Origin of the sequence: Caballeronia sp. LZ034LL, assembly GCF_031451215.1 — a bacterium.
GTDB lineage: Bacteria > Pseudomonadota > Gammaproteobacteria > Burkholderiales > Burkholderiaceae > Caballeronia.
The window spans coordinates 1370441-1395667 of sequence record NZ_JARUXR010000003.1 but is presented as its reverse complement, the minus strand read 5'-3'; the positions used below and the strand labels follow the sequence as shown (position 1 = coordinate 1395667).

General features: G+C 62.5%; 13 protein-coding genes. 5 read left to right on the top strand and 8 right to left on the bottom strand.

Features of this window, described 5'->3' with window-relative positions; genetic code table 11:
• On the top strand, positions 1-1392 hold a 1392-nt coding region (locus QCE83_RS27380; protein ID WP_309818675.1), incomplete at its 5' end, for a helix-turn-helix domain-containing protein.
• 84 nt (positions 1393-1476) lie between these two features.
• Here the strand turns inward: QCE83_RS27380 and QCE83_RS27375 are convergent.
• Complete coding sequence (locus QCE83_RS27375; protein WP_309818673.1) at positions 1477-2880, bottom strand: MFS transporter; 1404 nt, start codon at positions 2878-2880, stop codon at positions 1477-1479.
• 237 nt (positions 2881-3117) lie between these two features.
• Complete coding sequence (locus QCE83_RS27370; protein WP_309818671.1) at positions 3118-3372, bottom strand: DUF6723 family protein; 255 nt, start codon at positions 3370-3372, stop codon at positions 3118-3120.
• Positions 3373-3550: 178 nt separating this feature from the next.
• Between QCE83_RS27370 and QCE83_RS27365 the strand changes: the two genes are divergently transcribed.
• Together QCE83_RS27365 and QCE83_RS27360 are read left to right on the top strand one after the other, a co-directional pair.
• A complete protein-coding gene (locus QCE83_RS27365) occupies positions 3551-4339 on the top strand; it encodes a substrate-binding domain-containing protein (RefSeq protein WP_309818669.1) in 789 nt (262 codons plus the stop codon).
• A gap of 163 nt (positions 4340-4502) precedes the next feature.
• Positions 4503-9377 carry a response regulator gene (locus QCE83_RS27360; protein ID WP_309818667.1) on the top strand — a complete coding sequence of 1625 codons (4875 nt, stop codon included), beginning with the start codon at positions 4503-4505 and terminating at the stop codon, positions 9375-9377.
• A gap of 25 nt (positions 9378-9402) precedes the next feature.
• Here the strand turns inward: QCE83_RS27360 and QCE83_RS27355 are convergent, their stop codons facing one another.
• The 3 genes from QCE83_RS27355 to QCE83_RS27345 form a co-directional block, all read right to left on the bottom strand.
• Positions 9403-11259, bottom strand: coding sequence for a M85 family metallopeptidase (locus QCE83_RS27355; protein ID WP_309818664.1), 1857 nt, complete (start codon positions 11257-11259; stop codon positions 9403-9405).
• A gap of 62 nt (positions 11260-11321) precedes the next feature.
• A complete protein-coding gene (locus QCE83_RS27350) occupies positions 11322-13103 on the bottom strand; it encodes a M85 family metallopeptidase (RefSeq protein ID WP_309818662.1) in 1782 nt (593 codons plus the stop codon).
• A 109-nt stretch (positions 13104-13212) separates the two neighbouring features.
• On the bottom strand, positions 13213-14331 hold the full coding sequence (locus tag QCE83_RS27345) for a 3-deoxy-7-phosphoheptulonate synthase (RefSeq protein ID WP_309818660.1): 1119 nt from the start codon (positions 14329-14331) through the stop codon (positions 13213-13215).
• Positions 14332-14509: 178 nt separating this feature from the next.
• On the opposite strand from QCE83_RS27345, the gene QCE83_RS27340 reads away from it, so the two are divergent.
• Together QCE83_RS27340 and QCE83_RS27335 are read left to right on the top strand one after the other, a co-directional pair.
• Positions 14510-15184, top strand: a complete 675-nt coding sequence (locus tag QCE83_RS27340; RefSeq protein WP_309818658.1) for an HAD family hydrolase — start codon at positions 14510-14512, stop codon at positions 15182-15184.
• Between the two features lie 12 nt (positions 15185-15196).
• A complete protein-coding gene (locus QCE83_RS27335) occupies positions 15197-16246 on the top strand; it encodes an aldose epimerase family protein (protein WP_309818656.1) in 1050 nt (349 codons plus the stop codon).
• On the opposite strand, the gene QCE83_RS27330 is transcribed toward QCE83_RS27335, so the two are convergent.
• The 3 genes from QCE83_RS27330 to QCE83_RS27320 are packed head-to-tail and all read right to left on the bottom strand — an operon-like array spanning position 16243 to position 25101.
• The gene (locus QCE83_RS27330; RefSeq protein WP_309818654.1) at positions 16243-19206 is read right to left on the bottom strand and encodes a hypothetical protein; all 2964 of its coding nucleotides are present in this window, start codon (positions 19204-19206) and stop codon (positions 16243-16245) included. The two genes, QCE83_RS27335 and QCE83_RS27330, sit on opposite strands and share 4 nt — an antisense overlap.
• Positions 19157-21052 (bottom strand): hypothetical protein, encoded by a 1896-nt coding sequence (locus QCE83_RS27325; protein ID WP_309818652.1) that lies wholly within the window; start codon positions 21050-21052, stop codon positions 19157-19159. The genes QCE83_RS27330 and QCE83_RS27325 overlap by 50 nt, the downstream gene beginning before the upstream one ends.
• A complete protein-coding gene (locus QCE83_RS27320) occupies positions 20938-25101 on the bottom strand; it encodes a hypothetical protein (protein ID WP_309818650.1) in 4164 nt (1387 codons plus the stop codon). The genes QCE83_RS27325 and QCE83_RS27320 overlap by 115 nt, the downstream gene beginning before the upstream one ends.
• Positions 25102-25227: the final 126 nt, after the last annotated feature.

Sequence of the window (25227 nt, the reverse complement as noted above, 5' to 3'; positions counted from 1 at the left end):
AAGGCCGCCGACGAGATCAAACCCGTGGAAGCCAATGCGCATGGCGAACCCGTCAATGCGCCGAAACCTGAACTCTCCACGTCGGTACCGGAGAGCGCAATCCCTCCATCAAGCTCGACGGCAGGCATCCCGCTGGTGCCCGAGGAATATTCACGTTCACCCTCCGGCAAGCTCACCCCTGACCCAGACTACCGCGGCCTGTATCGCGACGAAGGCGGCCAGCCTTACATCCAGCAGGACGGCAAAACATATCCGGTGAACTGGAACGACACCGCTCATCGCTGGCAGATGCAACCGCGTGAAGGCTCGCCCAATGCACCCAAGATGCACATCAATGAGAAGGGCAACTGGGAAGTCGATCTGGACACAGGCCTGAAGGGCGGCATGCCCCGGGTACCCATCAGGGACATGCGACAGGCCTTCGACCTCTATGAAAGCGGACAAACCTTGAGGGAGGTCGCGCACGAACTTGGTGTGCAACCCACCACCGCCAAGAAATGGATTCAACGATATGTGAATGAGAGCGACAAATTCAGACCCCTGGAAATCGGGGGGAAGAAGGATCGGATCTATCAGTCGCGCGGCTGGCGAATATACGAAGGGTTCCGGGAAGGCAAATCGCTACGGGAGGTCGCACTCGAAATCACCGACGGTAACGAACTGGCCGCTTATCACAGCGGGATGCGTTATGCCGCGAAAAATCACCTTCCAATTGACCGCATCCCGCAAGACAGACCCTGGAGAATCCAGCCCGCACGCGCGCCCGATCAAATTCGTTATCCCATGAGCGAGGAGCAATACCACAGGATCATGCTAGGAAAAGATCTGGGCAAATCAGTCGCAGAAAGCAGCCTGGAAACCGGCATAGGGGAAGATTGGGTCCAACAGGTTCGAGACACGCCCGGGGGCTATTCGGCTGAAGCACAAGAATGGATCCAAGGAGGCAACGCACGCGATACGGCAGAACCGCCGACGAAACGACCACGCACGGGTCCCGAGCCCCACGGCGCCGGGCAGCCTCAGCCAGGAACCAGCGGCACTACGCAACAGCCTCAGCCAGGGACCAGCGGCGCCACGCAGGAGCCTCAGCCGGGAACCAGCAGGACGGCGCAACAAGGCCCGGTGACTCCTCCGCAACCTGAACCTTCGTGGGGAAGCAAGCAACTCGTACAGTTCCAATGGGACCATACGAAATTGAGTCAGGCGGAGTCCGACTCAATCGATGCGTGGCTCGACGGGGAAGGACCCGCACCCCAAAGTCTGCAAGCAGAATTGACTGCCCGAGGCTATTCGGACATCACGTCGGAAATGCTACGCACGTATCTCACCGGCAGAGGCCCAGCACTGACGGAGCGTCAGATGCAAAGAATCACGGACTTCCTGGGCATGTAGGTCCGTCGAAGTCGAAGCGCGTGCTCGGGTCTTGAGTGTCCTCGCCCGGACATGCAATCGTGGCAACGGAACAATCCACGCCGCTCAAGCGTGCCTGTGCTCCCCCAGCCCGTCGAGCGACTCATCACGCCGCCCTTCGCCCTGTCCCGGAATCTCGCGTCCACGCAACGAGCACCCCACGGTCTCCGTCACGAACAGCAACGCCACCGCGCCGACCGCACACGCGCCCATCATGTAATAAGCCGGCACCAGCGTGCTGCCGGTGCGGCCGATGAGCCAGTCGGTGACCATGGGCGCCGTGCCGCCGAAGAGCGAAGTCGACACGTTATAGGCGATCGCCATGCCCGCATAGCGCGCCTGCGTCGGGAACATGGCGGGGAACATCGCCGAGATGCTCGCCAGTTGCGGCACATAGAGCAGCCCCAGCACCGCCAGTCCGATCAGCGCGCCCGCAATGCCATGCGACATCAGCGAGAACATCGGCACGGCGGCGACGAAGATGCCCACCAGCGACAGCCACCACACCTTCTTGCGTCCGATCCGGTCCGACAACAACCCGGCGAACGGCAGCAGCACCATCATCGACAGCATGCCGAGTAGGGGCAGCAGCAACGAAAGGTTGTCGCTCATGCCGAGTTCCTTCTTCATGAACGTCGGCATGTAGGCGAGCAGCACGTAGTTGACGACGTTCAGCGCCACCACGAGACCGCCGAGTTGCAGCAGCGGCCGCCAGTACTGCGCAAAGAGTTCCCGCAACGGCAAGCCCGCATGCGTCTCGCGTTCCGCCGCTTCCGCGCATTCACGAAACACCGGCGTGTCTTCCATCTTCGAGCGCAGATACAGCCCGATCAGCCCCAGCGGCGCCGCGACCAGGAACGGCAGACGCCAGCCCCACGCGTGCATCGCGTCGTTGCCGAGCAGCACCGAGCAGCCGAGCATCAGCAATGCGCCGAGCGAGAAGCCCGCGAGCGTGCCGAATTCGAGGAAGCTGCCGCAGAAGCCGCGCCGATGATCCGGCGCGTACTCGGCCATGAAAGTGGCCGCGCCGCCATATTCGCCGCCGGTCGAGAAGCCCTGGATCATGCGCAGCACGACCAGCGCCGCGGACGCCCACAGGCCGACGCTCGCATAGGAAGGCAACAGGCCGACGAGCAGCGTGGCCATCGACATGATGAGGATGGTCAGCGCCAGCACATGCTTGCGGCCGAGCCGGTCGCCGAGCGGCCCCCAGAACAGTCCGCCGAGCGGGCGCACGAGGAACGAGATCGCGAAAGCCGCGAGCGCGAACAGCGTGGCCTGCGCCGTGCTGCCGGGGAACAGCGCCGCCGAAATATAGGTGAGACCGTAGCTATAGATGCCGTAGTCGAACCATTCTGTTGCATTGCCGATGGCCGAGGCTGCCATCGCGCGCCGGATCGGTCCGCGCGATGGCGCGTGAAACTGCGGCGCCCGATGGCCTTGCCGCGGTGTGAGGTGCTGTTCGCTCATGGTCGTCTTCCCGATGCGTCAGTAGCCCGGTGCCGCACGCGGATTCGCGCGCCCTGCACCGCCTTGAGCTTCAAGATACAGACGCATGCCGCATGGGCCGCATGTCCTAGGACGATCGCCGCGCTGGGGTTTTCCCCATCACACGCGCCAAACTTGCCGCCCGGCCACGCATGACGCGGCGCTTCTTACCGCGTCGGCGGCTTGGCAATGGATGTCGCAGGACAACGTGCAGCGCCTTCAGGGTTCGGGATTCGCGATATCCGCCTCGACGATGCGCACGCCCAGGGCTTCCGCCGCGTGCCGCGCATCCTCGCTCGATTCGAACGGGCCGATGGTCTCGCAACCGTCGAAGGGATAAAGCACTCGCTTGTCGCGCTTTCTCACGACTTTCAGCGTGCCGATATGCATGCCCGTCGCATTCACGACATACGACGCATAGATGTCGAAGCCTTCGTGCGCGCCTGCTTCTGATAAGGGTTGAGTCCTGGGCATCGGTCTTGACATGTTCGACGGGAATTCGGCTGGTCTATTGATCGTTTTTGCTGCACCACACGTTCAGCAAAAACGAGTCCAGCAAAATGCGTTCCGATGCCGATGCACGCTGGCGCTTGCGCCGATGCGCCGCTTTGGGTTCAAATGCGGCTGCCCCCCTTCCCAACGTTCGACGCCCATGAAAACGCTTTTCAGGAAATTCGCTGTCGGCACCGCTGTCAGCGCATTCGTCGCCACGGCCGCATCGTCTGTTCAGGCGGCTGAACTGCACGTGATGAGTTCCGGCGGCTTCACCGCGGCCTACAAGATCCTCGGCCCGAAGTTCGCAGCGTCCACCGGCAATACGCTCGATACCGCGCTCGGCCCATCGATGGGCAAGGCGCCCGAAGCCATCCCGAACCGTCTGGCGCGGGGCGAGCAGGCAGACGTGGTGATCATGGTCGGCTATGCGCTCGACGATCTCATCAAGCAAGGCAAGGTGATGCCGGATTCACGCGTCGAACTGGCCGATTCCCGCATCGGCGTCTCGGTGCGCGCGGGCGCACCGAAGCCCGACATCGGCAGCGTGGAGGCTTTCAAGCAGACGCTGCTGCACGCGAAGTCCATCGCCTATTCGGACAGCGCAAGCGGTGTGTATATCCAGAACCAGATGTTCGGGAAACTTGGCATCGAAGATCAGGTCAAGGCCAAGGCGAAGATGGTGCCGAAAATCCCGGTGGCCTCGGTCGTCGCGAACGGCGAGTACGAGATCGGCCTGCAGCAGGTGAGCGAACTGCTGCCGGTGCAGGGCGCGCAGTTCGTCGGCCGGATTCCCGAGGAGGTGCAGTCCGTCACGCGCTTCGCCGCCGGCATTCCGGTGGGCGCAAAGCATCCCGACGAAGCACGCGCGCTGTTGCGCTATCTCGCCTCGCCACAGGTGCAGGACACGGTGCGCGCCACCGGCCTCGATCCGGTCGCCGCGCCCTGAGCGCCTGAGCGCCTTTGCGGACGCGCCTGCCACGGGCACACGGCAGAATTGAAAACCCGTTCCATGCGAGAATCCGGACGTGCTCACACGCGGCGGCACGCGCGGTCCGGCACTGAACCTTTCACGTCGCCACATCGAGACAGGGCGAGGAGACCAACCGTCGATGAAAGCTGACAATCTGATCGCGGATTCGAGGAGCGACGGGCTCGACCCGAGCTTCCTCCTGGGAGGCGGCGAAATGGGCGCCCTCATCCGCCAGGCGGATTGGACGCAGACCGCCCTCGGTTCGCCCGCACACTGGCCGCAGAGCCTCAAGACGGCCATCCGCATCATGCTGACGTCGCGCCAGCCCATCTGGGTGGGCTGGGGACCGGACCTGCTGTTCTTCTACAACGACGCCTACAAGTCGATCATCGGCGGCAAGCATCCGCATGCGCTCGGCCAGCCGACTTCGGTGGTATGGCGCGAGATCTGGAGCGACATCGGCCCGTTGCTGGATACGGCGCGCTCGGGCGTCGAAGGCACCTTCGTCGAACAGAAGCTGCTCATCATGGAGCGCAACGGCTTCCCGGAGGAAACCTACTACACCTTCTCCTATAGCCCGATCCCCGACGACCACGGCAGCACCGGCGGCATCATCTGCGCGAACAGCGACGACACCCAGCGCGTGCTCGGCGAGCGCCAGCTCAACGTGTTGCGCGAACTGGCCGCTTCCGCCGCTGACGCCCGCACCTGGCGCGACGCGTGCAGTCTGTCGGTCGCCGCGCTGCAAGGCGCATCCCGCGACATGCCGTTCGCGCTGCTGTTCGCGGCTGAACCGGGCAGCGAGACGGCCGAGCGGGTCGGCGCGTGCGGCATCGGCGCGGATCATCCTGCGGCCCGCGCCGAAGCCTGGCCGCTTGCGAGCGTGCTGCGCGACAACCAGCCCTGCGTGGTCACTGACTTGCGGCAGCGTTTCGGCACGGCGCTGCCGACGGGCGCGTGGCACGTCGCGCCGGACCGCGCCGTGCTCGTGCCCATCGCGCCTTCGGGCGAGACGGGCCGGGCGGGCGTGCTGATCGTCGCGCTGAATCCCTACCGTCTGTTCGACGAAGGCTATCGCGCGTTCCTGAACCTGGTGGGCGGGCAGATCGGCGCGGCCATCGGCTATGCGCACGCCTATGACGAAGAACGCCGCCGCGCCGAAGCGCTCGCGGAAATCGATCGCGCCAAGACCACCTTCTTCTCGAACATCAGCCACGAGTTCAGGACGCCGCTCACGCTGATGCTCGGTCCGCTCGAAGAGCTGCTCGCGAGCCCGGCGCGCATCGGCGTGGAGGACCGGCGGCTCGTCGAGATCATGTATCGCAATGGCCTGCGCCTGCTGAAGCTCGTCAACGCCCTGCTCGACTTTTCGCGCATCGAGGCCGGGCGCATCGAGATCCACCGGCAGCTCACCGACCTCGCCCGCTTCACGGCGGAACTGGCGTCGCTGTTCCGCTCGGCGATCGAAACCGCCGGCCTGCGCCTCGAGATCGACGTGCCGGCCGCGCCGCTGCTCGCGAACATCGACCGCGACATGTGGGAAAAGATCGTGATGAACCTGCTGTCGAACGCGCTCAAGTTCACGTTCGACGGCGTCATCCGCATCGCGCTGCGCGATCATGCGCAGCATGGCATCGAGATGACGGTGAGCGACACCGGCATCGGCATTCCGCAGCACGAGCTCGGGCGCGTGTTCGAGCGCTTTCATCGCGTCGCGGGCGCGACGGGACGCTCGGTGGAAGGCAGCGGCATCGGGCTCGCCATGGTGCAGGAGCTGGTCAGGCTTCACAGCGGGACCATCGAGGCCGCGAGCACGCTGGGCGACGGCACCCGCTTCACGGTGCGGCTGCCCGCCCTTCACGCCGATGCCGATGAATCCGCCCGGCCCGTCACACCGCCCGCCGAGGCCAGCGCCCGCGCGCGCTCCTATGTGGATGCCGCGCTGCGCTGGATGCCGGACGCCGAAGAGCGCGCCGACGCGGACACCGTGCCGCGCGAGGAAGACGCGCCGCTGGGCGCGGAAGGCGCCGTCGAGCCGACGCCGGCCGATGCGGAGCCGGGCCGCGTGCTGGTCGTCGACGACAACGCCGACCTGCGCGACTACATGCGCCGCATGCTGAGCGCCGCTGGTCACGCGGTGAGCGTCGCGCAGGACGGCGAGGCGGCGCTCGCCATGGCCCGCGCCGCGCCGCCGGAGGTCATCGTCTCCGATGTGATGATGCCGGGCCTCGACGGCTTCGGCCTGCTGCGGGCCGTGCGCGCGGACGACCGCCTGCGCGAGACGCCGGTGGTGCTGCTGTCGGCGCGCGCCGGCGAGGAGGCGCGCGTGAGCGGCCTCGAAGCGGGCGCCGACGATTACCTGACCAAGCCTTTCTCCGCGCGCGAACTGCTGGCGCGCGTCGCGAGCAATCTGCGGCTGGCGCGGCTGCGCCACGAGACCGAGCAGAAGCTGCGCGACGAATCGCGCACGCTGGAAATCCTGAACCGTGTGGGCAACACGGTGGCGGGCGAACTCGAACTGAGCCGCGCGGTGCAGGTCGTCGTCGATGCCGCGACGGAACTGACCGGCGCCGCGTTCGGCTCGTTCTTCTACAACGTGATCGACGAACAGGGCGGACGCTATACGCTCTACACGCTGTCGGGCGTGCCGAAGGACACCTTCGACCGCTTCCCGATGCCGCGCAACACCGCCGTCTTCGGGCCGACCTTCGGGGGCGACGGCATCGTCCGTTCGGACGACATCACGAAAGACCCGCGCTATGGCCACAACGCGCCGCATCACGGCATGCCGAAAGGTCATCTCGCCGTATGCAGCTATCTGGCCGCGCCGGTGCTGTCGCGCACGGGCGAAGTGCTCGGTGGCCTGTTCTTCGGGCATCCGGAAGCGGGCGTGTTCGGCGAGCGCGCGGAGCGGATCCTGTCCGGCATCGCATCGCAGGCGGCGATCGCCATCGACAATGCGCGCCTCTTCCAGGCCGCGCAGGACGAGATCAGCGAGCGCACCAAGGCGCAGGATGCGCTGCGCGATCTCAATGAAACGCTCGAACGCCGCGTAGCCGATGCCGTCGCGGACCGCGACCGCCTCTGGGAACTGAGCGAGGACCTGTTCTATGTCGCGAGCTTCGAAGGCGCGTTGCTGCGGGTGAGCCCGTCGTGGACGCATCTGCTCGGCTTCGACTCGCAGCGCCTGCATTCGCACACGGTGATGGATCTCGTCCATCCCGACGATGCCCCCGCCGCCGCCGTGCAGCTCGACCGCCTGCGCGCCACCGGCCTGTCCGCGCGCTACGAATGCCGCTTCATGCGTCACGATGGCGGCTGGCGCTGGATTGCCTGGAACGTCGCGCTGGACCCGCGCACGCGGCGCATTCATGGCGTGGGGCGCGACGTCACCGCCGACCGCGAAACCGCCGACGCGCTGCGCCACGCCGAAGAGGCGCTGCGCATGGCGCAGAAGATGGAAGCCATCGGCAAGCTGACGGGCGGCGTCGCGCATGACTTCAACAATCTGCTGCAGGTGATCGGCGGCAACCTGCAATTGCTCACCAAGGACGTGGCCGGACGCGAGAAGGCCGAGCAGCGCGTGCGCAACGCGCTGGCGGGCGTCGCGCGCGGCGCGAACCTGGCTTCGCAGCTGCTCGCCTTCGGCAGACGCCAGCCGCTCGCGCCGAAGGTCGTGAATCTCGGACGCTTCGTGCGCGGTCTCGACGACATGTTCCGCCGCGCACTGGGCGACGGCATCGAGATCGAGACCATCGTGTCGGGCGGCTTGTGGAACACGCTCGTCGATCCGTTCCAGGTGGAGAACGCGCTGCTCAATCTGGCGATCAACGCACGCGACGCGATGAACGCCCACGGCAAGCTGACGATCGAGGCGGGCAACGCTTCACTTGACGAAGCCTATGCGCTGCGCAACGCCGATGTCGCGCCGGGCCAGTACGTGATGGTCGCCGTGACGGATACGGGCGCGGGGATGTCGCCGGAAGTGCAGGAGCGCGCGTTCGAACCGTTTTTCACGACCAAGCGCGAAGGCCAGGGCACGGGCCTCGGCCTGTCGATGGTATATGGCTTCGTCAAGCAGTCGGGCGGCCACGTGAAGGTGTACAGCGAGGAAGGACACGGCACGACGGTGCGCATCTACCTGCCGCGCGCGCGTGAGGAAGAGGATCTCGAAACCACCATCGACGCGGGTCCGGCGAAGGGCGGCAGCGAGACGATTCTCGTCGTCGAGGACGACGAGGAAGTGCGCGCGACGGTCGTCGAACTGCTGGCGGATCTCGGCTATCGCGTGCTGCGGGCGAAGGATGCGCAGAGTGCGCTGGCGATCGTCGAGAGCGGTGTGCCGGTGGATCTGCTGTTCACCGATGTCGTCATGCCCGGCCCCTTGCGCAGCACCGAGCTGGCCCGCAAGGCGCGCGAGCGTGTGCCGGGCATCGTGGTGCTGTTCACGTCGGGCTATACGGACAATGCCATCGTGCACGCCGGACGGCTCGACGAAGGCATCGATCTGCTGAGCAAGCCCTATACGCACGAGGCGTTGGCACGCAAGGTCCGCCATGTGCTCGGGCAGCGGCCGGAGCAGACACAGCCCACCGAGACAGCCGGACATGCCGTACCGAACGTCCCGGACGCTCCGACCGACGACGCGCTCGCGCACATGCGCGTGCTGTACGTCGAAGACAATGAACTGGTGCGCGCCAGCAGCGCGGAGCTGCTGCGCACGCTTGGCCTGGATCTGACGGAAGCCGGCAGCGTCGACGAAGCGATGACGCTGCTGCGCGCGCAGCGCTTCGAAGTGCTGCTGACGGATGTCGATCTCGCGGGCGAATCGGGCGTGGCGCTGGCCATTGCTGCGTCGCGCGAGACGCCGGAGCTCGGCGTGGTCTTCGTGACCGGCTTCGACCTCGCGCTCAGCGCTGACGAACGGCGTGCGTTGCCCGGCGCCATCCAGCTGCGCAAGCCGTTCGATCCGCTCGCGTTGCTCAATGCGCTCAATGCGGCGGCGGTGAGATAGCGTTTTCAGGTACGTTCAGGCACGTTCAGGTACGTATGGGCGTACTGCCCGAGCGCCAGCGCCAGAAGCTCCAGTGATTGTCGGGGTCGCTGTCCGCATAGTCAGGGTAGAGGTTCGCGTTGGCCTGATGCGCCAGCAGGTTCACGCGTCTTGAGTCATCGTCCCAGGCGTACATGTACTGGGAATAGAACGGACTGCTCGCGCCCTTGTAGTAATAATCGAGCCAGTACGGCTGCCAGATCCGGTCGTACGGGAGCATGGCCGCGACCGCGGATCCAAAGCCCGCGCCGACCGACCCACCCGCCACCGCCCCCACCGGTCCCGCTGCCACGCCGCCGGCCACGGTTCCCACGACCGCCGCCGCTACGCCTATCGCGCCCTTCTGGAAGTTGGTGCCGTCGCTGCCGGCCAGTTGCGGCTCGTACGCCCAGACGACGACCTTGCTGCCGTCGTCGAAATCGAATTGCCGTATGTGCGGATTGCCGTCCACCGGCTTGCCATAGCGAAAGAAGCGGCCCTGCGTGTCCCAGCTGGCGCTCGATGCCGCCCATGCGCTCCGATAGCCCGTAGGCGGGCCCAGCGGCGCGCTCTCGGCAAAGCGGAAGAGAAACGGCTCGCCATGACTGAACCGCACACGCGTGAGGTCCTCGTTCGGCCGCTGCTCGGGTAACGGATGAGTCGCGTTGTGCGGCGCCGCTGCGTCGGGAATCATCCCGGCGGTACTCGCGTTGCCCGTGGATGTGCCCGCAGGCTCCGGCTGGAAATAGGTGTGATCGGGGGCGGAGGTCCCCGGCCACGCCTCTCCCAGTTCGTGAAAGTCGGGACTCGCATCCTGGTTCCCGCTGAGCACATCGAGACGTTCGAAAAAGGCCCGTGCATGCGAACCGTTGCGTTCGGCGGCATCGATCAGCGCAGCGCGCTGCATCTGCTGATGATGGTAGCTGCGCGCGTTGTCGCCATAGCTGGTGAAGTTGGTCGTCTGCCAGCCCATCTCCCTTGCCACCCGCTGCGCGAGCAGCTCGGTCGGACCCAGGCTCGTGTCGGGCGCATTCGGGTCAGGATCCCGCGAGTTCGTCGTCAGATGGGCGATCTCATGAATCAGGCCGATGCGCCACGCATCCAGATACATCGAGTTCTCATTCGGCGCGGCGCTGATGTTCACGTACGGCGGCTGCTCGGGCGTTCTGCTCTGGGCGCTGGTGTAGAGCGAGAGCGGCATGTTCGTCGCGGGATTGAGCCGCAGATACATCGACGTCATGTCGCGGATGTTGCGGAAATCGCCCTGGAACCGCGGCGTGTAGTAATAGCGGTTCCGAAATCCGATGTCGCCAAGCTGTTCGCCGCCCTGATGCAGACCGAAGCTCACCATGTCGCGGAACGTCTCCGAGCGGTCCAGGGCATCCAGCATCGTGTTGCCGACCATGTCGGCCGTCTGCGTGTCGATCAGCCTGCTGTGGCTGTTCTGCACGGCACGCATCGCGCCCCATCGCGCATCGTTGAGTTCGGCGTCGCTCAACGGGCTTGCCTGGCCTTTTTCAACGACGTAATCGGCGTAGGCGTCGGACGAGGCCGCTGGTGGATCGGTGTCCTCGCGTTTCACGCGCGTCGGGTCCACGTCGGTGGAGGACGCTTGAGCCTGGGTCGGGACCACGTCGGCGGAGGGTAGTTGGGCCTGGGTCGGCACCCACGACGGTGCGTCTTCCGTCTGACCGAAGGCAGCCGGCGCTTCACTGTCGCCCGCTTGTGGCAGGTGCGACGATTCGACATTGTCGGCAGGCTGCGGCTTCGCCGGAGCGGCAGACGCCGGTTCGTCGTCATCCGGCGTGGGAGCGGCGTTGCGGGACGTGACACTGGCATGGGTACTCGTACTCGAAACAAACATGAACCCTCTCTTGCTCAACATTCATCGATAAATCCGCTCGGCCCGTTCAGGCCATCGCCCTGTCAGGTTCTCAGCGGCGTATCGCCCGAGCGCCAGCGCCAGAAGCTCCAATAGTTGTCGGGATCGCTGTCGGCATAGTCGGGGTACAGGTTCGGGTCCGCCAACTGCGCCAGCAGCTTGACGCGATCCGGGCTGCTGTCCCAGGGGTACATGTACTGGCTGTAGAAAGGACTCGCGGCGCCCTTGTAGTAGTAATTGATGTCGTACGGCTGCCAGATCCGGTCGTACGGAACCTTGGCCGCCGCCGCGGCGCCCACGGCCGCGCCGACCGATCCACCCGCCACCGCCCCCGCCGGGCCGCCCGCCACGCCGCCGGCCACCGCGCCCAGGACCGTCGCACCCACGCCTATCGCGCCCTTCTCGAAGTTGGTGCCATCGCTGTTGGCCAGTTGAGGCTGGTGTGCGGAGATGACGACCTTGCTGCCATCGTCGAAATCGAACTGACGCACGTGCGGATTGCCGTCCACCGGCTTGCCATAGCGAAAGAAGCGGCCCTGCGTGTCCCAGCTGGCGCTCGATGCCGCCCATGCGCTAGCGAAGCCCGTTGGCGGGCCCAGCGGCGTGCTCTGCGCAAAGTGGAACAAATACGGCTCGCCATGACTGAACTGCACGCGGGTGAGATCCTCGTTCGGCGGCTGCTCCGGCAACGGCTGGGTCACGTTGTGCGGCGCTGCTGCCCCGGGGATCATGCCGACGGAGCTCGCATTGCTTGTGGATGCGCCAGCAGGCTCCGGCTGGAAATACGTGTGATCGGACGCAACGGCGCCCGCCGCCGGCTCTTCGAGTTCATGGAAGTCGGGGCTGGCATGGCCGTGTTCGCTCAGGACGTCGAGCCGTTCGAAGAAGGCCCGGGCGTGGGGCGCATTGCGTTCGGCCGCGTCGATCAGCGCGGCGCGTTCGAGATGCATGAAATAACGCGTTCGATCCTCCGTTCCATAGCTTTCGAACCGCGGAGGGTGCCAGCCCAGCTCGTCCGCCACCCGGTAGGCGAGGATCTCGGTCGGACCCATGCGGTCTTCCGAGGAGTCCATCGAAGGATCTTCCGAGTCGGTCAGCTGATGCGCGAGTTCGTGAATCAACCCCACGCGCCAGGCATCCATGAGCGGAGAACCCGCATTCGGCACCACGCCGACATTGACCCACGGCGGCTGATACTCGTCTCTTGAATGGGCGCTGACGTCGACTTGGAGCGGCATGTCCGTGGACGATTGGCGTCGCAGGTAGTCAGCCGTCATGCTGCGGATGGCGCGTTCCTCGCCGTGGAACCCGGCCCGGTAGTCATACTCGTTGCGGTAGTCGAGGTCGCCCAGCCGTTCGCCGCCATGACGCTGGCTATAGCTCACCATGGACTGGAAGGTCGGCGACCGGTTCAGTGCATCCAGTATCGTGTTGCCGATGGCATCTGCGGTCTGCGAGTCGGCCAGCATGCTGTGACTGGCCTGCACGGAACGCACCGCGCTCCAGCGCGCTTCGTCCAGCTCCGTCGTGCTCAACGGCTGTTCCCGGCCGAGCTGTACGACATGGTCGGCATAGGCATCGGCGGAGGCGAGCGTTTCGTCGGAGCTTTCGCTGGAGTCGTCCCGTTTGACGCGCGTCGAAGCGGATTCGTCGGGAACGAGCTGCGACTGGGTCGACATCTCCGCGCGAGGAAGCTCGACCTCGTCGGAAGATGCCGGTGAAGCGCCTTCGGCCGGTTGCGCGGGATTCGCGGATTCGGGGTTGGGCGAATCGTCGCCTTCTGCGGTGAAGGCGGCGTTGCTCGAGGTGGCGCTCGAAACGAGCATGAGAGGTGCTCCGGATGAAGGCGGGTGATTGCAAGACAATCGTGCCGCCTTCCGGCTCCCCTCGGGTACTAGCGGAATATCGCCGTTACTGCGTGCCTCAATGGAACCCTCAGCGCGCCCGCCGCTTGCGCACGGCCTCCGCGAGCAGCTCCAGCACCGGTTCGCTTTGCGTCCAGCCGAGGCAGGCATCGGTGATCGATACGCCATGCCTGAGCGGCACGCCCGGCTTCAGGTCCTGACGGCCCTCTTCCAGATGGCTCTCGATCATGACGCCGGTGATGCGGCGCTCGCCCGCTTCGAGTTGCCGCGCGATGTCCTGCGCGACATCCACCTGGCGCAGATGCGACTTGTTCGAATTGGCATGCGAGCAGTCGATCATGACCTGCTCGCGCTGACCCAGCTTCGCCAGCGACGCGCAAGCTTCGCCGACGCTATCCGCGTCGTAGTTCGGCCCGTTCTTGCCGCCGCGCAGGATTACGTGGCAATCGTCGTTGCCGCGCGTTTCGAAGATCGCGGCCATGCCCATCTTGGTCATGCCCATGAATGCGTGACTGGCGCGCGCCGCGACGATGGCGTCCGCCGCCACCTGCACGCCGCCGTCGGTGCCGTTCTTGAAGCCGATGGGACAGCTCAGGCCCGACGCCAGTTGCCGATGACTCTGCGACTCGGTCGTGCGTGCGCCGATGGCGCCCCACGCGATCAGATCCGCAATGTACTGCGGGCTCAGCAGGTCGAGGAACTCGGTGGCGGTCGGCAGGCCGAGCTCGCTGATGTCGAGCAGAAGCTCACGCGCGCGGCGCAGACCTTCGTTGATGCGGAAGCTGCCGTCGAGGCGCGGATCGTTGATATAGCCCTTCCAGCCCACCGTGGTGCGCGGCTTTTCGAAGTACACCCGCATCATGATGAGCAGATCGTCGCGCAGCTTCTCCGCGACCGTCTTCAGGCGGCGCGCGTATTCCATGGCCTGATCGTGATCGTGAATGGAACACGGCCCGACGACGACCACGAGCCTGTCGTCCTGGCCGTGCAGAATCCGGGCGATCCCCGCGCGGCATTCTTCCACCAGCGTCTGCACGCCCGGCGTCACGGGCAGTTCGTCGAGCAGCAACGCGGGGGAAATCAGCGGACGCACCGCGCCGATGCGCGTGTCGTCGATGCGGGTCGTGTCTTGCGTGGAGTCGGCCACGCCTGCCTCCTGATCGCGGGAGGGATTGTCGATGCGGGTCAAGATGGGCTCCGTCATGCGTTATCGATGCAAAAAACTGGTATATCGCGCGAAGAATCCGCGCTTGGGTGGCCTTGCGGCGCAAACATCCATTATCGCATCCACGACGAGCCGGCCGCCGGGTCGCACCTGCATCAATGCGTATGATGGCAAGAGCGGACCCATTCACAAGGAGCGGAACATGCGTATCGAAACCTCTTTCCTGTTCGATCTGGACGGCACGCTGGTCGACAGCGTCTATCAGCATGTGCTGGCGTGGAAGGAAGCGCTCGATGCGGAAGGCATCGAGTTGTCGGTGTGGCGCATTCATCGCAAGATCGGCATGAGCGGCGGGTTGTTCACGAATCAGCTGCTGCGCGAGACTCATGGCAGTATCAGTCCGGACCGCGTCGAGCGGCTGCGTCAGCTGCATGCGGCGGCTTACCAGCGGCTGCGCGCGCAGGTCTGCCCGCTGCCGGGCGCGCGCGAACTGCTCGATGCACTGACGCAGGCTGGCACGCGCTGGGCCATCGCGACGAGCGGGCGCATGGAAACCGCCCAGCTCAATCTCGAAGCGCTGGGCGTGGATCCGTCGAAGCAGGTGGTCGTCACGCGTGACCAGGTGAAGTATGCGAAGCCGGACCCGGATCTGTTTCTCGCCGCCGCCGCGCGCCTGAACGTGCCGATCGAGAATACGGTCGTGGTCGGCGACAGCATCTGGGACATGCTTGCCGCGCGCCGCTGCCGCTCGCTGGGCGTCGGCTTGCTGTCGGGCGGATATGGCAGCGACGAACTCGAGCGTTCGGGCGCACTGCGCGTTTATGAAGATCCCGCCGATCTCCTGCTGCATCTCGATGAAGTCGCCGCCCGTCCCTGAGGTTCAGCCTGAATGACACAATCAACTTCCATCACGAAGCGCCCCTGGGGCGGTGCTCAACTCTTTACGTTGCGCAATGAGAGCGGCATGCAGATCGATATCAGCGATCTCGGTGCAACCCTGGTCTCGTGGCGCGCGCCCGACCGCAACGGCCATATCGCCGACGTGCTGCTCAGCCACGATGCACCCGACGATTATCTGCACAGCACGGCCTTCATGGGCGCGATCATCGGGCGCTGGGCGAACCGGATTCGCGACGGGCGCTTTGCTATCGACGGTGTCGCTTATCAGGTCGAGCGCAATGAAGGCGCGAACCACCTGCATGGCGGCTCGGCGGGGTTTCATCGGAAGATGTGGCAGGCGCGCATCGACGGCGCCGCACTGATCCTGAGCTTGCATTCGGATGCCGGGGCAGCGGGCTTTCCCGGCAATCTCGACGTGAGCGTGCGCTATGCGCTCGATGCACACGGCACGTTATCCATCGACTACGAAGCGCGCACCGACGCGCCCACCGCGCTCAACCTGACGAATCACGCTTACTTCAACCTGAGCGGCAGCGTGGCGCCGGAGGCCGACATTCGCGATCACGAGATCACGATAGCTTCGGATGCGTACTTCGCGATCGACGCGGGCTCGATACCCATTGCCCGCGAAGACGTGTCCGGCACGGCGTTTGACTTGCGTCAGCCGCAGTCGATTCGCGCGCGACTCGATGAATCCAATGAGCAAGTGAAACTCGCTGGAGGTTTCGACCATTGCTACGTGCTGCACGACGGCAAGTCGCAGGATCTCCGAGATGCGGCCACGGTGTATGACGCATCGAGCGGCCGCGAATTGCGGGTCACGACGGACGCGCGCGGATTGCAGTTCTATACCGGCAATCATCTTGAAGGCGAAGCGGCGCGCGGCGGAGCGCGCTACCGAAAACATGCGGGATTGTGTCTCGAAGCCGGCGGGTTTCCCGATGGCATCAATATGGACGGTCCGGCAAGAAGCGACGCCGTGCTCCGGCCCGGTGAAAGCTTTCGCCAGCGCACGCGCTATAGCTTGCTCGTGCGCTAAACGGGGCGCTGGATGAAAGGCCAGCTCAAGGACTCAAATTCCGCCTTGTCCGTGTTGAACAAGCTCTCATACCTTCGAATGAACTCCTTCATCTTGATCGGATCGGAACGAAGGTTTTTCAGCGCGTACATCGTCAGGGCAAAGCTATCCGGATTCGAGGCCATCTTGGGCGACAAGTTCGTCAACGTGTCATTGAGAATGCCCCGAACCAGTTCCTTGTTTTCGAACGCCTTCTCTACGTCCTGAGCCGTCTTGAAGCGGTAGACCGAGTCTTTGACGCTCGGCGGATTGCGTGCATAGGCGAGCGTGAATTTGACGCGGCTGTCGTACCGGTGGTCCGACAACAAGGTATCGATGCTGAGATTCTTCAATTGCCCGTCTGCTCCCGCCTCTTTCAGGTGGCCGCCAGCATAGGAAATCAGGTTGTTCACATCCATGCCACCCTGCTCCAGCTTCGCATACCAGTCGAAGGGGCACTTGCTGTGCACGTGGAAACTCTCATGAACCATGGTCAGCGCCATGCCCTCCGAGAAGCTCTCGGCCAAGTGGTTCTCGAAAACCTTCATGCCAGTCGAGTACGCCACCATCAGCACGACGGATTCGCCGCCGACGTTCTTCGCCGGCGTGAGTCGCACTGACGGCGACCACGACGCCGTGACGATATCTCGCGGCGGCACCCGGTTGGGCCCGGCGACCGTTCCCATGACGGCGGTGCTGTCCCTCAGATCACCCAGGTCGTAGGAGACATCCGTAGACGGCCTTAGCTGTTCGAGCGCGATGACCGACGCGTTGATTTTGGTCGTCAGCTCCTTCTTCATTTCAGGTGAATGGCCGCCCATGAAAATATCGAGTACCTTGTCGACGTCCGATTCCTGCGTGAGCAATGTTTCCAGCCCGCTCGTCAGCACCCTGCGGCCTTCATCGCGGCTCGAGCGGATCAGGGCGCGCATTTCGTTGCCGCGCTCCTTCGTCAAGCGGGTATCGAAATGCAGGATTGGCTTGGTTTCGTAGGGAAATCCCTTGAGCGACTTGGGAGGAGACTGTCGCCACCCACGATCGGTGTGATAGACATATTCACCGGCTTCCGTCGGGGCGGCAGGGTTCACCAGACGGTATTGATTGCGCGCGCCGTCGAATGTCAGCAGATAGCGGTTGCCACTCTGTTCGAGCAAATAGAGATTCTTCAGGTTCTCATTGCCCACCACCTTCCAGAGCTTCGTATCCGTGCTTGTCGATGCGCTTGCAAAAGCGCCTGCCGCAGCGCTCGTCGAGGCACTGGCGACGGGCTCGGCCTGAGAGCCGTTGTACACGGCATGAACCGCTTCGAGCTTGCCTGCGGGAAGTTGACTCTCCACGAGCTTGAATTCGTCGTCTATCTTCTTGAAGACGATATCGATCGTATCCTGGGGCAGGTAGACGCTCGCGCCGAAGAACAGATCCTGATCTTTCAAGACTGTTGCCCGACCGAAATTTGCGGCTTCGAAAGCGGGCCCAGGATTCAGCGAACGCCAGGGAACCGGACTATGGAAGTCGATGATCATGACGGCGAACGCCTTAGCCGTCTGTATGACCCCGTCCGCTGCCAGGTCGCCCGCTTCGTACACCGTGTACCGGAGAAGCGCCGTACCAGTCAGGCCGTTTCGGATGCCTTGCGACATGATCCGCACGACTGCAGAAGCCCCCGCGTCGAACAGCTCGCCGAGCCCGGGTACGACCAGCATGGCTGTCATCACGACATCGAGCGTGACCTCCTCGAACGATGGTCTGTAGTGACGGTCCACGAACCATATGTATAACTCGCCGAAAAAGGGCAGAGGGGGCACAGACGCTTTCGCCTTGGACATGGTGTACATGCCTTTTTTCATTATCTCGACCGTATCAAAGAGCGAGTCTTTGAACAGCCGAGTCACCACTGTCAAAACTGTTGTCCCCGACGGCAGTGACCGTTTCAGTTCTTCATCCAGCTCCGGGCCCATGCTGAAAGTCCAATGATTCGGCGGTATGTTGATCCTTTCCCCGGACCAATATTCTCCATTCCCGATCTTTGGGTGAATGTATTTATAGCTGAGTGTTTCGTTATTGAGTTCACTTTCCGGCATCTTTTTGCAAACATCAACCTTAGCACTCGCTCCGAACGGAATGTAAAGCGTGACCACCAACCATTCTGAACTTCTCAGCTTGATATAGACCTCACGACAGTCATTATCCGTGTCGTTGATCATATAAACCTGCTTGACATCGAACAACTCATCGATCGTCAGTCCGGCCCCAACGATCTTCAACGAGGCTAACCACGCGGCTTCGTACCTCATGAAGCCCAGGTCATCGTAGTCTGCGAACTGGTCGTAGAACTTGATATCACCGCCAGTCAGCGAACTCGGCTTTATTTGTGAAAGGGAAAAGAAATTCGCGGGTGGCTCTCCGAGTTCTTTCCACGGATTGAGATCCCGTTTCGCCAGATCGAATTTCATAAGAATCACTTCCAGGGCGCCGGCGCTGACCGAAGACGCACGCTTGTTCGACGTGACAAGGTGATAGACCAGAGCGGAGAGAACCTGTGCGCTGGCGACCTGCTCCACGCCATTGATGGCAGGAAGGATATCGGGAGCCAAAGCCTTGACCGAATGTTCAACTGACAGGATGTCGCGGTAATCCCCTTTCGGCTTGAACCAATAACGGCTCTCAGGCAGGCGGGCCAGCTTTGCAAGCAGGTCCGAGAAATTGTGATGAATGCTCCACTGGGTTTCCAAATAAAGGCGAGCACCTTCCAGAACCGCCAGTTGCGCCCCTGCGGGATCAACGCGGTCTTGAGCGATGATCTCGCAGACCACGTCGGAAATCAGCCCGTTATACATCAACCCGTATAGCCAGTGACTGGAGCTTGCGCTCGTACCTGCTAAAGACTTCAGCTCAGCAGTCTCCCGCGCATACCCCAGCGCGACTCCGGCTGCGTAAAACATTGTCCTTAAAACTGCTCAGCCATTCTTCGAGCTCCATAATGGTGATGTTGAACGCGTCGCGCCGTGCCGTGAGCCGGGAAATTTCTTTTTCCCAATATGCCTTTTGCAGTTCCATTTTTTCCCACCCCGGAATCACGCGTAGCGCCTCCTCCACCTTCTCTTTCGCCTTGATGGCGGGCTCAAGCTGAGCCACCACCGTGTCCCTTTGCTTTCGCGCCGTCTCAAGCGCGGCCGCTCTATCAATCGACGAGCCGCGCACGAGATAAGCCTCGCGAAAATCGATATCGTCGAATGCCTCGCGCTCGTGCGTAAGATACTTCCAATATCGACCGAGATCCTTCGAGTTCCAATGCCGACTGGCGTCGACGCCGACTGCACGTCTGGACGGACTCAATCCGGCGCTCCTCTCTTCCGTTATGCTTTTCAGAAACGCAGTCTGAAATTTCAGCTTCATCGCTTTCCTGAAATTCTCACTTTCCGGGTGTTGATAACTTTCATAAATTTCGTGATCCGCCGAGTAGTCAAGCGCATCGAGCACCTGAGACCAGGTTGTAAATCCGTCTCTTCCCAGAAGCGTACTCAATGAATTATTGAGGCCCTGGAACAAGCCTGTCTGGAACAGCTCGCTCATCGCCGCGAACATCGGAGCACTGGAGACAGCAGTCCACTCTCCTCCGGACTTGACCAACGTGCACATTCTGGTTCGTCCGGCATCGCCGAAAACAATGCCCAGGTGAGGCGCCAGAAGCGAAAACGGCCAATATCTTCCACTAATGCACAGATACAAGTGATCATCGTGGAAGTACACATTTCCGTCCACGCCCATGCCGGTCTTCTCGTCCGCGAAAGCATAGGTGGGATCGAAAGACGCGACAATGCCCTGCACGCCTTTGCTGACCGAGAAGATGCCGCTATCGGCCGTGGATACCGCTGTGCTGCTCTCTTCCAGAACCCATTTTCCCTGCTTGTCTTTCTGCAGCGGCACCCAGAAAGGGCTATTGAAACTTGCGTACTGGTCGCCGATCTTGATCGTTTCATAAAAAGTTTTTTCTGAAAAATCTTCGGATGGAATGGTGACCGTCTCACAGATAAAGATTTTTCCTCTGATTCTCAACAATGGGGCTCGAGTGTAGGACTCGAATTTTCCCGGTAGAAGAGCCGACGCTGCGGCCGGATAATTGATGTTTACAGGGATGACTTGAGCCGTCACACGATCCGCCAAAGCGATGGACACGTACTCGATATCCTCCAGCCAGAACTGGTTACGATCGTTATGAATCAATGACCGCCAATTCATTTTTTCGTCCAGTGCCGCATGAATTGGATCCCGATAGGGAGCCACGTCGATGTTATGAATCTCCCATATCTCGCGATAGCTGCCTCCCGGATACTTGAACAAGTCGTTCTCGACTCTCTTGCACTTGTAGTAGAGACCATCAAGAAGCAAGAACTTCTGATCCTGGGATCCAACGGTGTAATACATGCCCGGTGACTCGTCCTCCACCAGATCGGTCACCGAAGGTTTTCCGATCAGGAATGCCTTTGCTCGGGCTATCAGATCGTCGGAGAACTTTCTGGGCATGGGCTGCGGCCTGACGACCGTTGCAATCTCCCAGATCTTGCTGGCCGGGTTCCGTTTGAGATACAACCTTTCTGCGGAAACACCCGCGTCGCCAAAGACGCACAGCAGATTGGGGTGAAACACCGTAGCGGAGCGATATTTTCCGTCTATCACAATGTAATGGGCACCGTCCCAATCGGTATATAGCCGTCCTTCAACGCCTGCAGCCTCATGAGGATAGTGAAACACCTCTTCGACGGACCAGCGCTTGATTGCTCTCGACACCGATGGATCGAGATAACTCTCTGTCGCAACGGCGGGCACCGGCCTGGTGGGAGCAAGCATCGGGGTCCATTTCTTATCTCTCTTCTCGATAAATATTGTTTTGTCGGCGGTGTTCGAAGAGCTGACTCTACAAACGATATTGTCGAAACCGTACGATTTCGCCGTATTGGGATCCAACGGTTCGCACAGCCAATAGCGCCCCGCAATGAAGAAATACGCGCGGCTGTGCTGTGCTGTGCATTTAAGTATAAGCCGACGAACACAATCGTCGCGAAGTCACCCTTCTTCGGTCTGTAGTGGGCCGACTGAGTAAAACGTTCCAGGACCGTGGCCGTCAGGTGATCACTTACCTCCGAATAGCGCGGCAAGGCCCAAAATTCGATAGAACCATCCTGCGCAGCTGCTCCCCGAGGTACCGCCTGCCGCCTGGAAACCACATGACCCGAATGAAGCGCGCTGGCATCGAACGGCACATCGACGACGATGTCCATCTGACGCGCAGCAGCCTGATGAGCGACGCTCAGAACCGCATCATCCACAGCGCCGGTGGACCGGCTATATCTTAGCCACGCCTGACGGGACGCCCATCCCACCGCAGCCAGCGACATGCTCCCTATCAGCCCGCCCACGATCAACTCGGCTTTCGTCGGGCGCCATCGCGCAACCTGAGCGCCGGGTGAAACCTCTACAACATCGCCCGGTACTATCTGCGTTGCCGCTGGCTTGTCGAGCAACTCGCTCGATTCCTGCGACGCCTCACTGGGGCCTACTTCCGTCAGATCCTGGAGCGGTATAGCCGGTTCGGCCAAGGGTTCATTGACCTCCTTGTCTTGATCGCCGGACACCGTTGAGCGCCTCCGGCCGATCGCCATATGACAGAAGTACCCGATCACGCCCAACAGCCCTAAACCGCCCGCCACTCCCGCCACGATGGGCTTCCAGCGCGCGCACAAGTCCTGTTCATCGGACGCCATGACGAAGTCATGCAGCCTGACCTGGTTGTCCTCATTCCAGTATTCGATCCCGCGCGCCTCGAGGATGTCTTCCGAATCCGCAAACACTGGCAAGGCGTCGATGTCCGCTTCGGCCAGTTGCGGGATCGGAACCGGTCCGCCGCCCTTGCCCCCTCGCACACGACACCTTGTCCACCATCGATCCATCATCCTTACAAGCGGCCGCTGTCCATGTTCATTCACCGCTCGTTCGTTCACGATCAGGCAGAACGCGCGCTCTTCCGAATCCCATTTCACCGGGAACGCGTGTCCGTCGGACTGAACGTAGCAGCGTCCATCCACCCGGAAGATGCCTTGGCTGTCTTCCTCCGCGCCTGCAAGCGATACATCACGCGCAAAGCACGCCGCAAGAGGCGCCAGCACTGCCCCGCTGGATTCACCGCTGATGGTCGTGGCGCAGGCCTTGCCCAACACCGACGTGATGGCGTCCTGAAGCGCACCGGCAACCCATGCCTCCGTCTGCTCTTCGATTCTTGTCCTCAGCCGCTGAACGACGGGTGTGTCACTGTCCGCGAGTGAACGCATCATCGCGGCGATCCAGTCGAACCAGTTCTGCGCTCCGGATGTTTCAATCCGGACCTGTCCACGCAGTTCCCAGAGCGCAGGCAACAGTGGCAACAGATGGACCAGCGTGTTCATGCCGGTCCAGCCCAGCATGTGCAACTTGCGCACATCGGTTTCGAGCCGTTCCAGTCGCTCGCTTCGTTCCTCCACATCCGCGCGGGCCAGCGCCTGGAAGGACCACGCGAGCCGCATGGCAAACAAGGCATCGCACAGCACCTTCGACTCCGAGGACTCGCGGAGATCGCACAACACTCCCGCCCAATCCCAATGATCGGCATAGATCGACAGGCGTTGCACCAGTGTCATGGTTCTTGCAAGATCGGCGGGCGTCGCGCCGGGAAGACATCGGAATGCCGCGGCGGGATCGTCCGTGACGTCCTTCTTGACGGTGCTGAAGAAGTTGCGCGCCGTTTGCTTCCAGGTCGTTGCGATCTGAGTGCTCTTCACCCAGTGCAGGATTTGCTTCGCCTGCGTGCCGAAGGGGACATAGGCCAGCGCACCTTCCAGGGTCGAGAGCGCCGCCGCCGGAAGATGACTCAGCGATGCAAGATTGAACACAGTGTTCGCCGCGGCCGTCCACGACTTGCACTGTGTGAGCTCGAGCAATGCGTCGAACCAGGCGCCCACATGTTCGTCGCTGATGAACGCCCTCCGCCACTCCGTCACCGGTAGGCCGCCGGCCTCCAGCAGATGCGCCAGTTCGGGTTCCGAGAGCTGCCACATCAGCCACTGCGCTTGCTCGACCGGTGGCGCCGAGACGGGAAAGCGCGTCATGCGAAGAAACACGACGCGACCGGGCCGAACAATCCCGGCGACGCTGTCAGGAAGCCGTCCAAGGGTCTCGTCAGTAAGATGCTCGCTCTGCAGCGTTTCCAGGGTCCAGCTCAGCTGGTCGGCAAGCGATCCGGAATCCGGATAACTTTTCCATGCCGGCAGCAGTCTGCTCAATTGACGCGCCACTTGCAGCAGCGGTTGCATGAATTCAGGCAGCCAGGACGTCGCGCCCTGATCCTGAAGAAACGATTGCATGACATCCTCGAATCCGGGGCTTGCAGGCAGGCGCGAAAGCGTTTCGAACTGTCGTACCATCACGTCCAGTGCACGCACCACGGACTCGGTCGAGTCTCCGGACCGTTCGGGAAGCACTTCGAGCAAATGCGGCAGCGAGCCCCTGAGTTGCTCGACAATCGCACGCAAACGCGGAATCGTCTCCTGAGCATTCGCTGCCTGGCCGATGGCGAAACCCGCAGCCGTCACGCGCAATACCTGCGACACCCTCAAAATCAGGTCTCGCGCGCTTTGAGGCAGTAGCTTAAGATCAGCGGCCGCAAATCGATCGATCGCCTGCATCAATCCAGTCAGCTTCTCATTCAGGGGACGGTCGGCTTGGGTAATGGCCATCGCCGATGCATGAAAGCCTCGCGCCGCGGCATAGCCCCGGGTCAAGCCAACGAAAAGATCGATAGCCGGGAACGCACGCTCGGGAAGCAAATGCTTCAGCTCCGGAGAGCATTCTTCCGCGATATAGGCGGCGCATCCTTCCAGACGCGCGCGCAAACTCGTGGGACGGCTCATGATTGCGCTCATCGCTTCATAGGCATGAAGGTACGCAGTGATGTGACGCCTGATGGTATCGAGGTAATCCAGCGTCTCTCTTGGTCTCGCGCCCGCCCAGTCTTTCAGCGCCTCCACAACCTCTTTCACGGACGCGCCGCGACGCGCGGCCTCGAACGCCTCATAGGCCCGCGCGACCTCGCGCATCAGCGTCGATGAGTCCGCGTCTTCCAGAAGCATGCGCGAGAGTTCGGAGGGAAGACTGCGTGCGAGCGGGCCGACCCAGCTCCGCTCGCTCGATTCGTTTTCTCCGGAGCGAAGTCGTCCGTGCAATTCGCGCACGGCATCCGCGTAACGCATGATCCTTTTCAGGCTGGCCAGCATGGGCTGCATCCGCGCCGGCAGACGACGTTCGAAGCGTGTCAGCGCACGCAGAGAGCTGTCCAGCTTGTCCATCCATGATCCGCCGCGCTCGTCCACGCGGCGCAGAGACTCGCCGACATTCTTCGCGCATTGCCAGATGCCGATCGCACCCTTGAGGTTATCGGCAGTCGCGGTAATGCGCGACTGCATGCACCCGGGAAGCCACTCCGCATAGCGCGGCAGCATATCGGCCAGCTGGATCAATTGCTCGTCCCACGGTGCGGCACTCGACCAGATGGCTTCCACGTCCTCAAAAGCGTGTTTCGCAGCGAGCGCATGATGAAAAGCGCCCCCCGCCACTTGCAGCACGGCGCGAACCAGTACTTGTTCGAACATCTGCTGGAGGCCGGCCTGACCGCCTCGCGAGACCTGTTCGGACTCTTCGATCACATCCGGCCCGGCGTGCTCGACCCTCCATCCCGTACCTTGAACGCGCCGGTCGAATAATGACGCCCGGCGATTCCTCAAACCTTCATCTTCGAAATACAGATCCACCCATGCTCCCGCACTTGCAATGAAACGCGCTCAGCCGATTGGTTCGAATCCGGATGCGGATAACTTTTCCACGCGACGCGCACCGTGCATGATGAAGGGGATCAGCGAGATTACTTAACGCATATA

Bases quoted from the DNA above. Each gene is read 5' to 3' on its own strand.
- QCE83_RS27340 (WP_309818658.1), top strand. From the start codon at position 14,510: ATGCGTATCGAAACCTCTTTCCTGTTCGATCTGGACGGCACGCTGGTC.
- QCE83_RS27375 (WP_309818673.1), bottom strand. From the start codon at position 2,880: ATGAGCGAACAGCACCTCACACCGCGGCAAGGCCATCGGGCGCCGCAG.
- QCE83_RS27335 (WP_309818656.1), top strand. From the start codon at position 15,197: ATGACACAATCAACTTCCATCACGAAGCGCCCCTGGGGCGGTGCTCAA.
- QCE83_RS27330 (WP_309818654.1), bottom strand. From the start codon at position 19,206: ATGTTTTACGCAGCCGGAGTCGCGCTGGGGTATGCGCGGGAGACTGCT.
- QCE83_RS27360 (WP_309818667.1), top strand. From the start codon at position 4,503: ATGAAAGCTGACAATCTGATCGCGGATTCGAGGAGCGACGGGCTCGAC.
- QCE83_RS27370 (WP_309818671.1), bottom strand. From the start codon at position 3,372: ATGCCCAGGACTCAACCCTTATCAGAAGCAGGCGCGCACGAAGGCTTC.
- QCE83_RS27365 (WP_309818669.1), top strand. From the start codon at position 3,551: ATGAAAACGCTTTTCAGGAAATTCGCTGTCGGCACCGCTGTCAGCGCA.
- QCE83_RS27350 (WP_309818662.1), bottom strand. From the start codon at position 13,103: ATGCTCGTTTCGAGCGCCACCTCGAGCAACGCCGCCTTCACCGCAGAA.
- QCE83_RS27355 (WP_309818664.1), bottom strand. From the start codon at position 11,259: ATGTTTGTTTCGAGTACGAGTACCCATGCCAGTGTCACGTCCCGCAAC.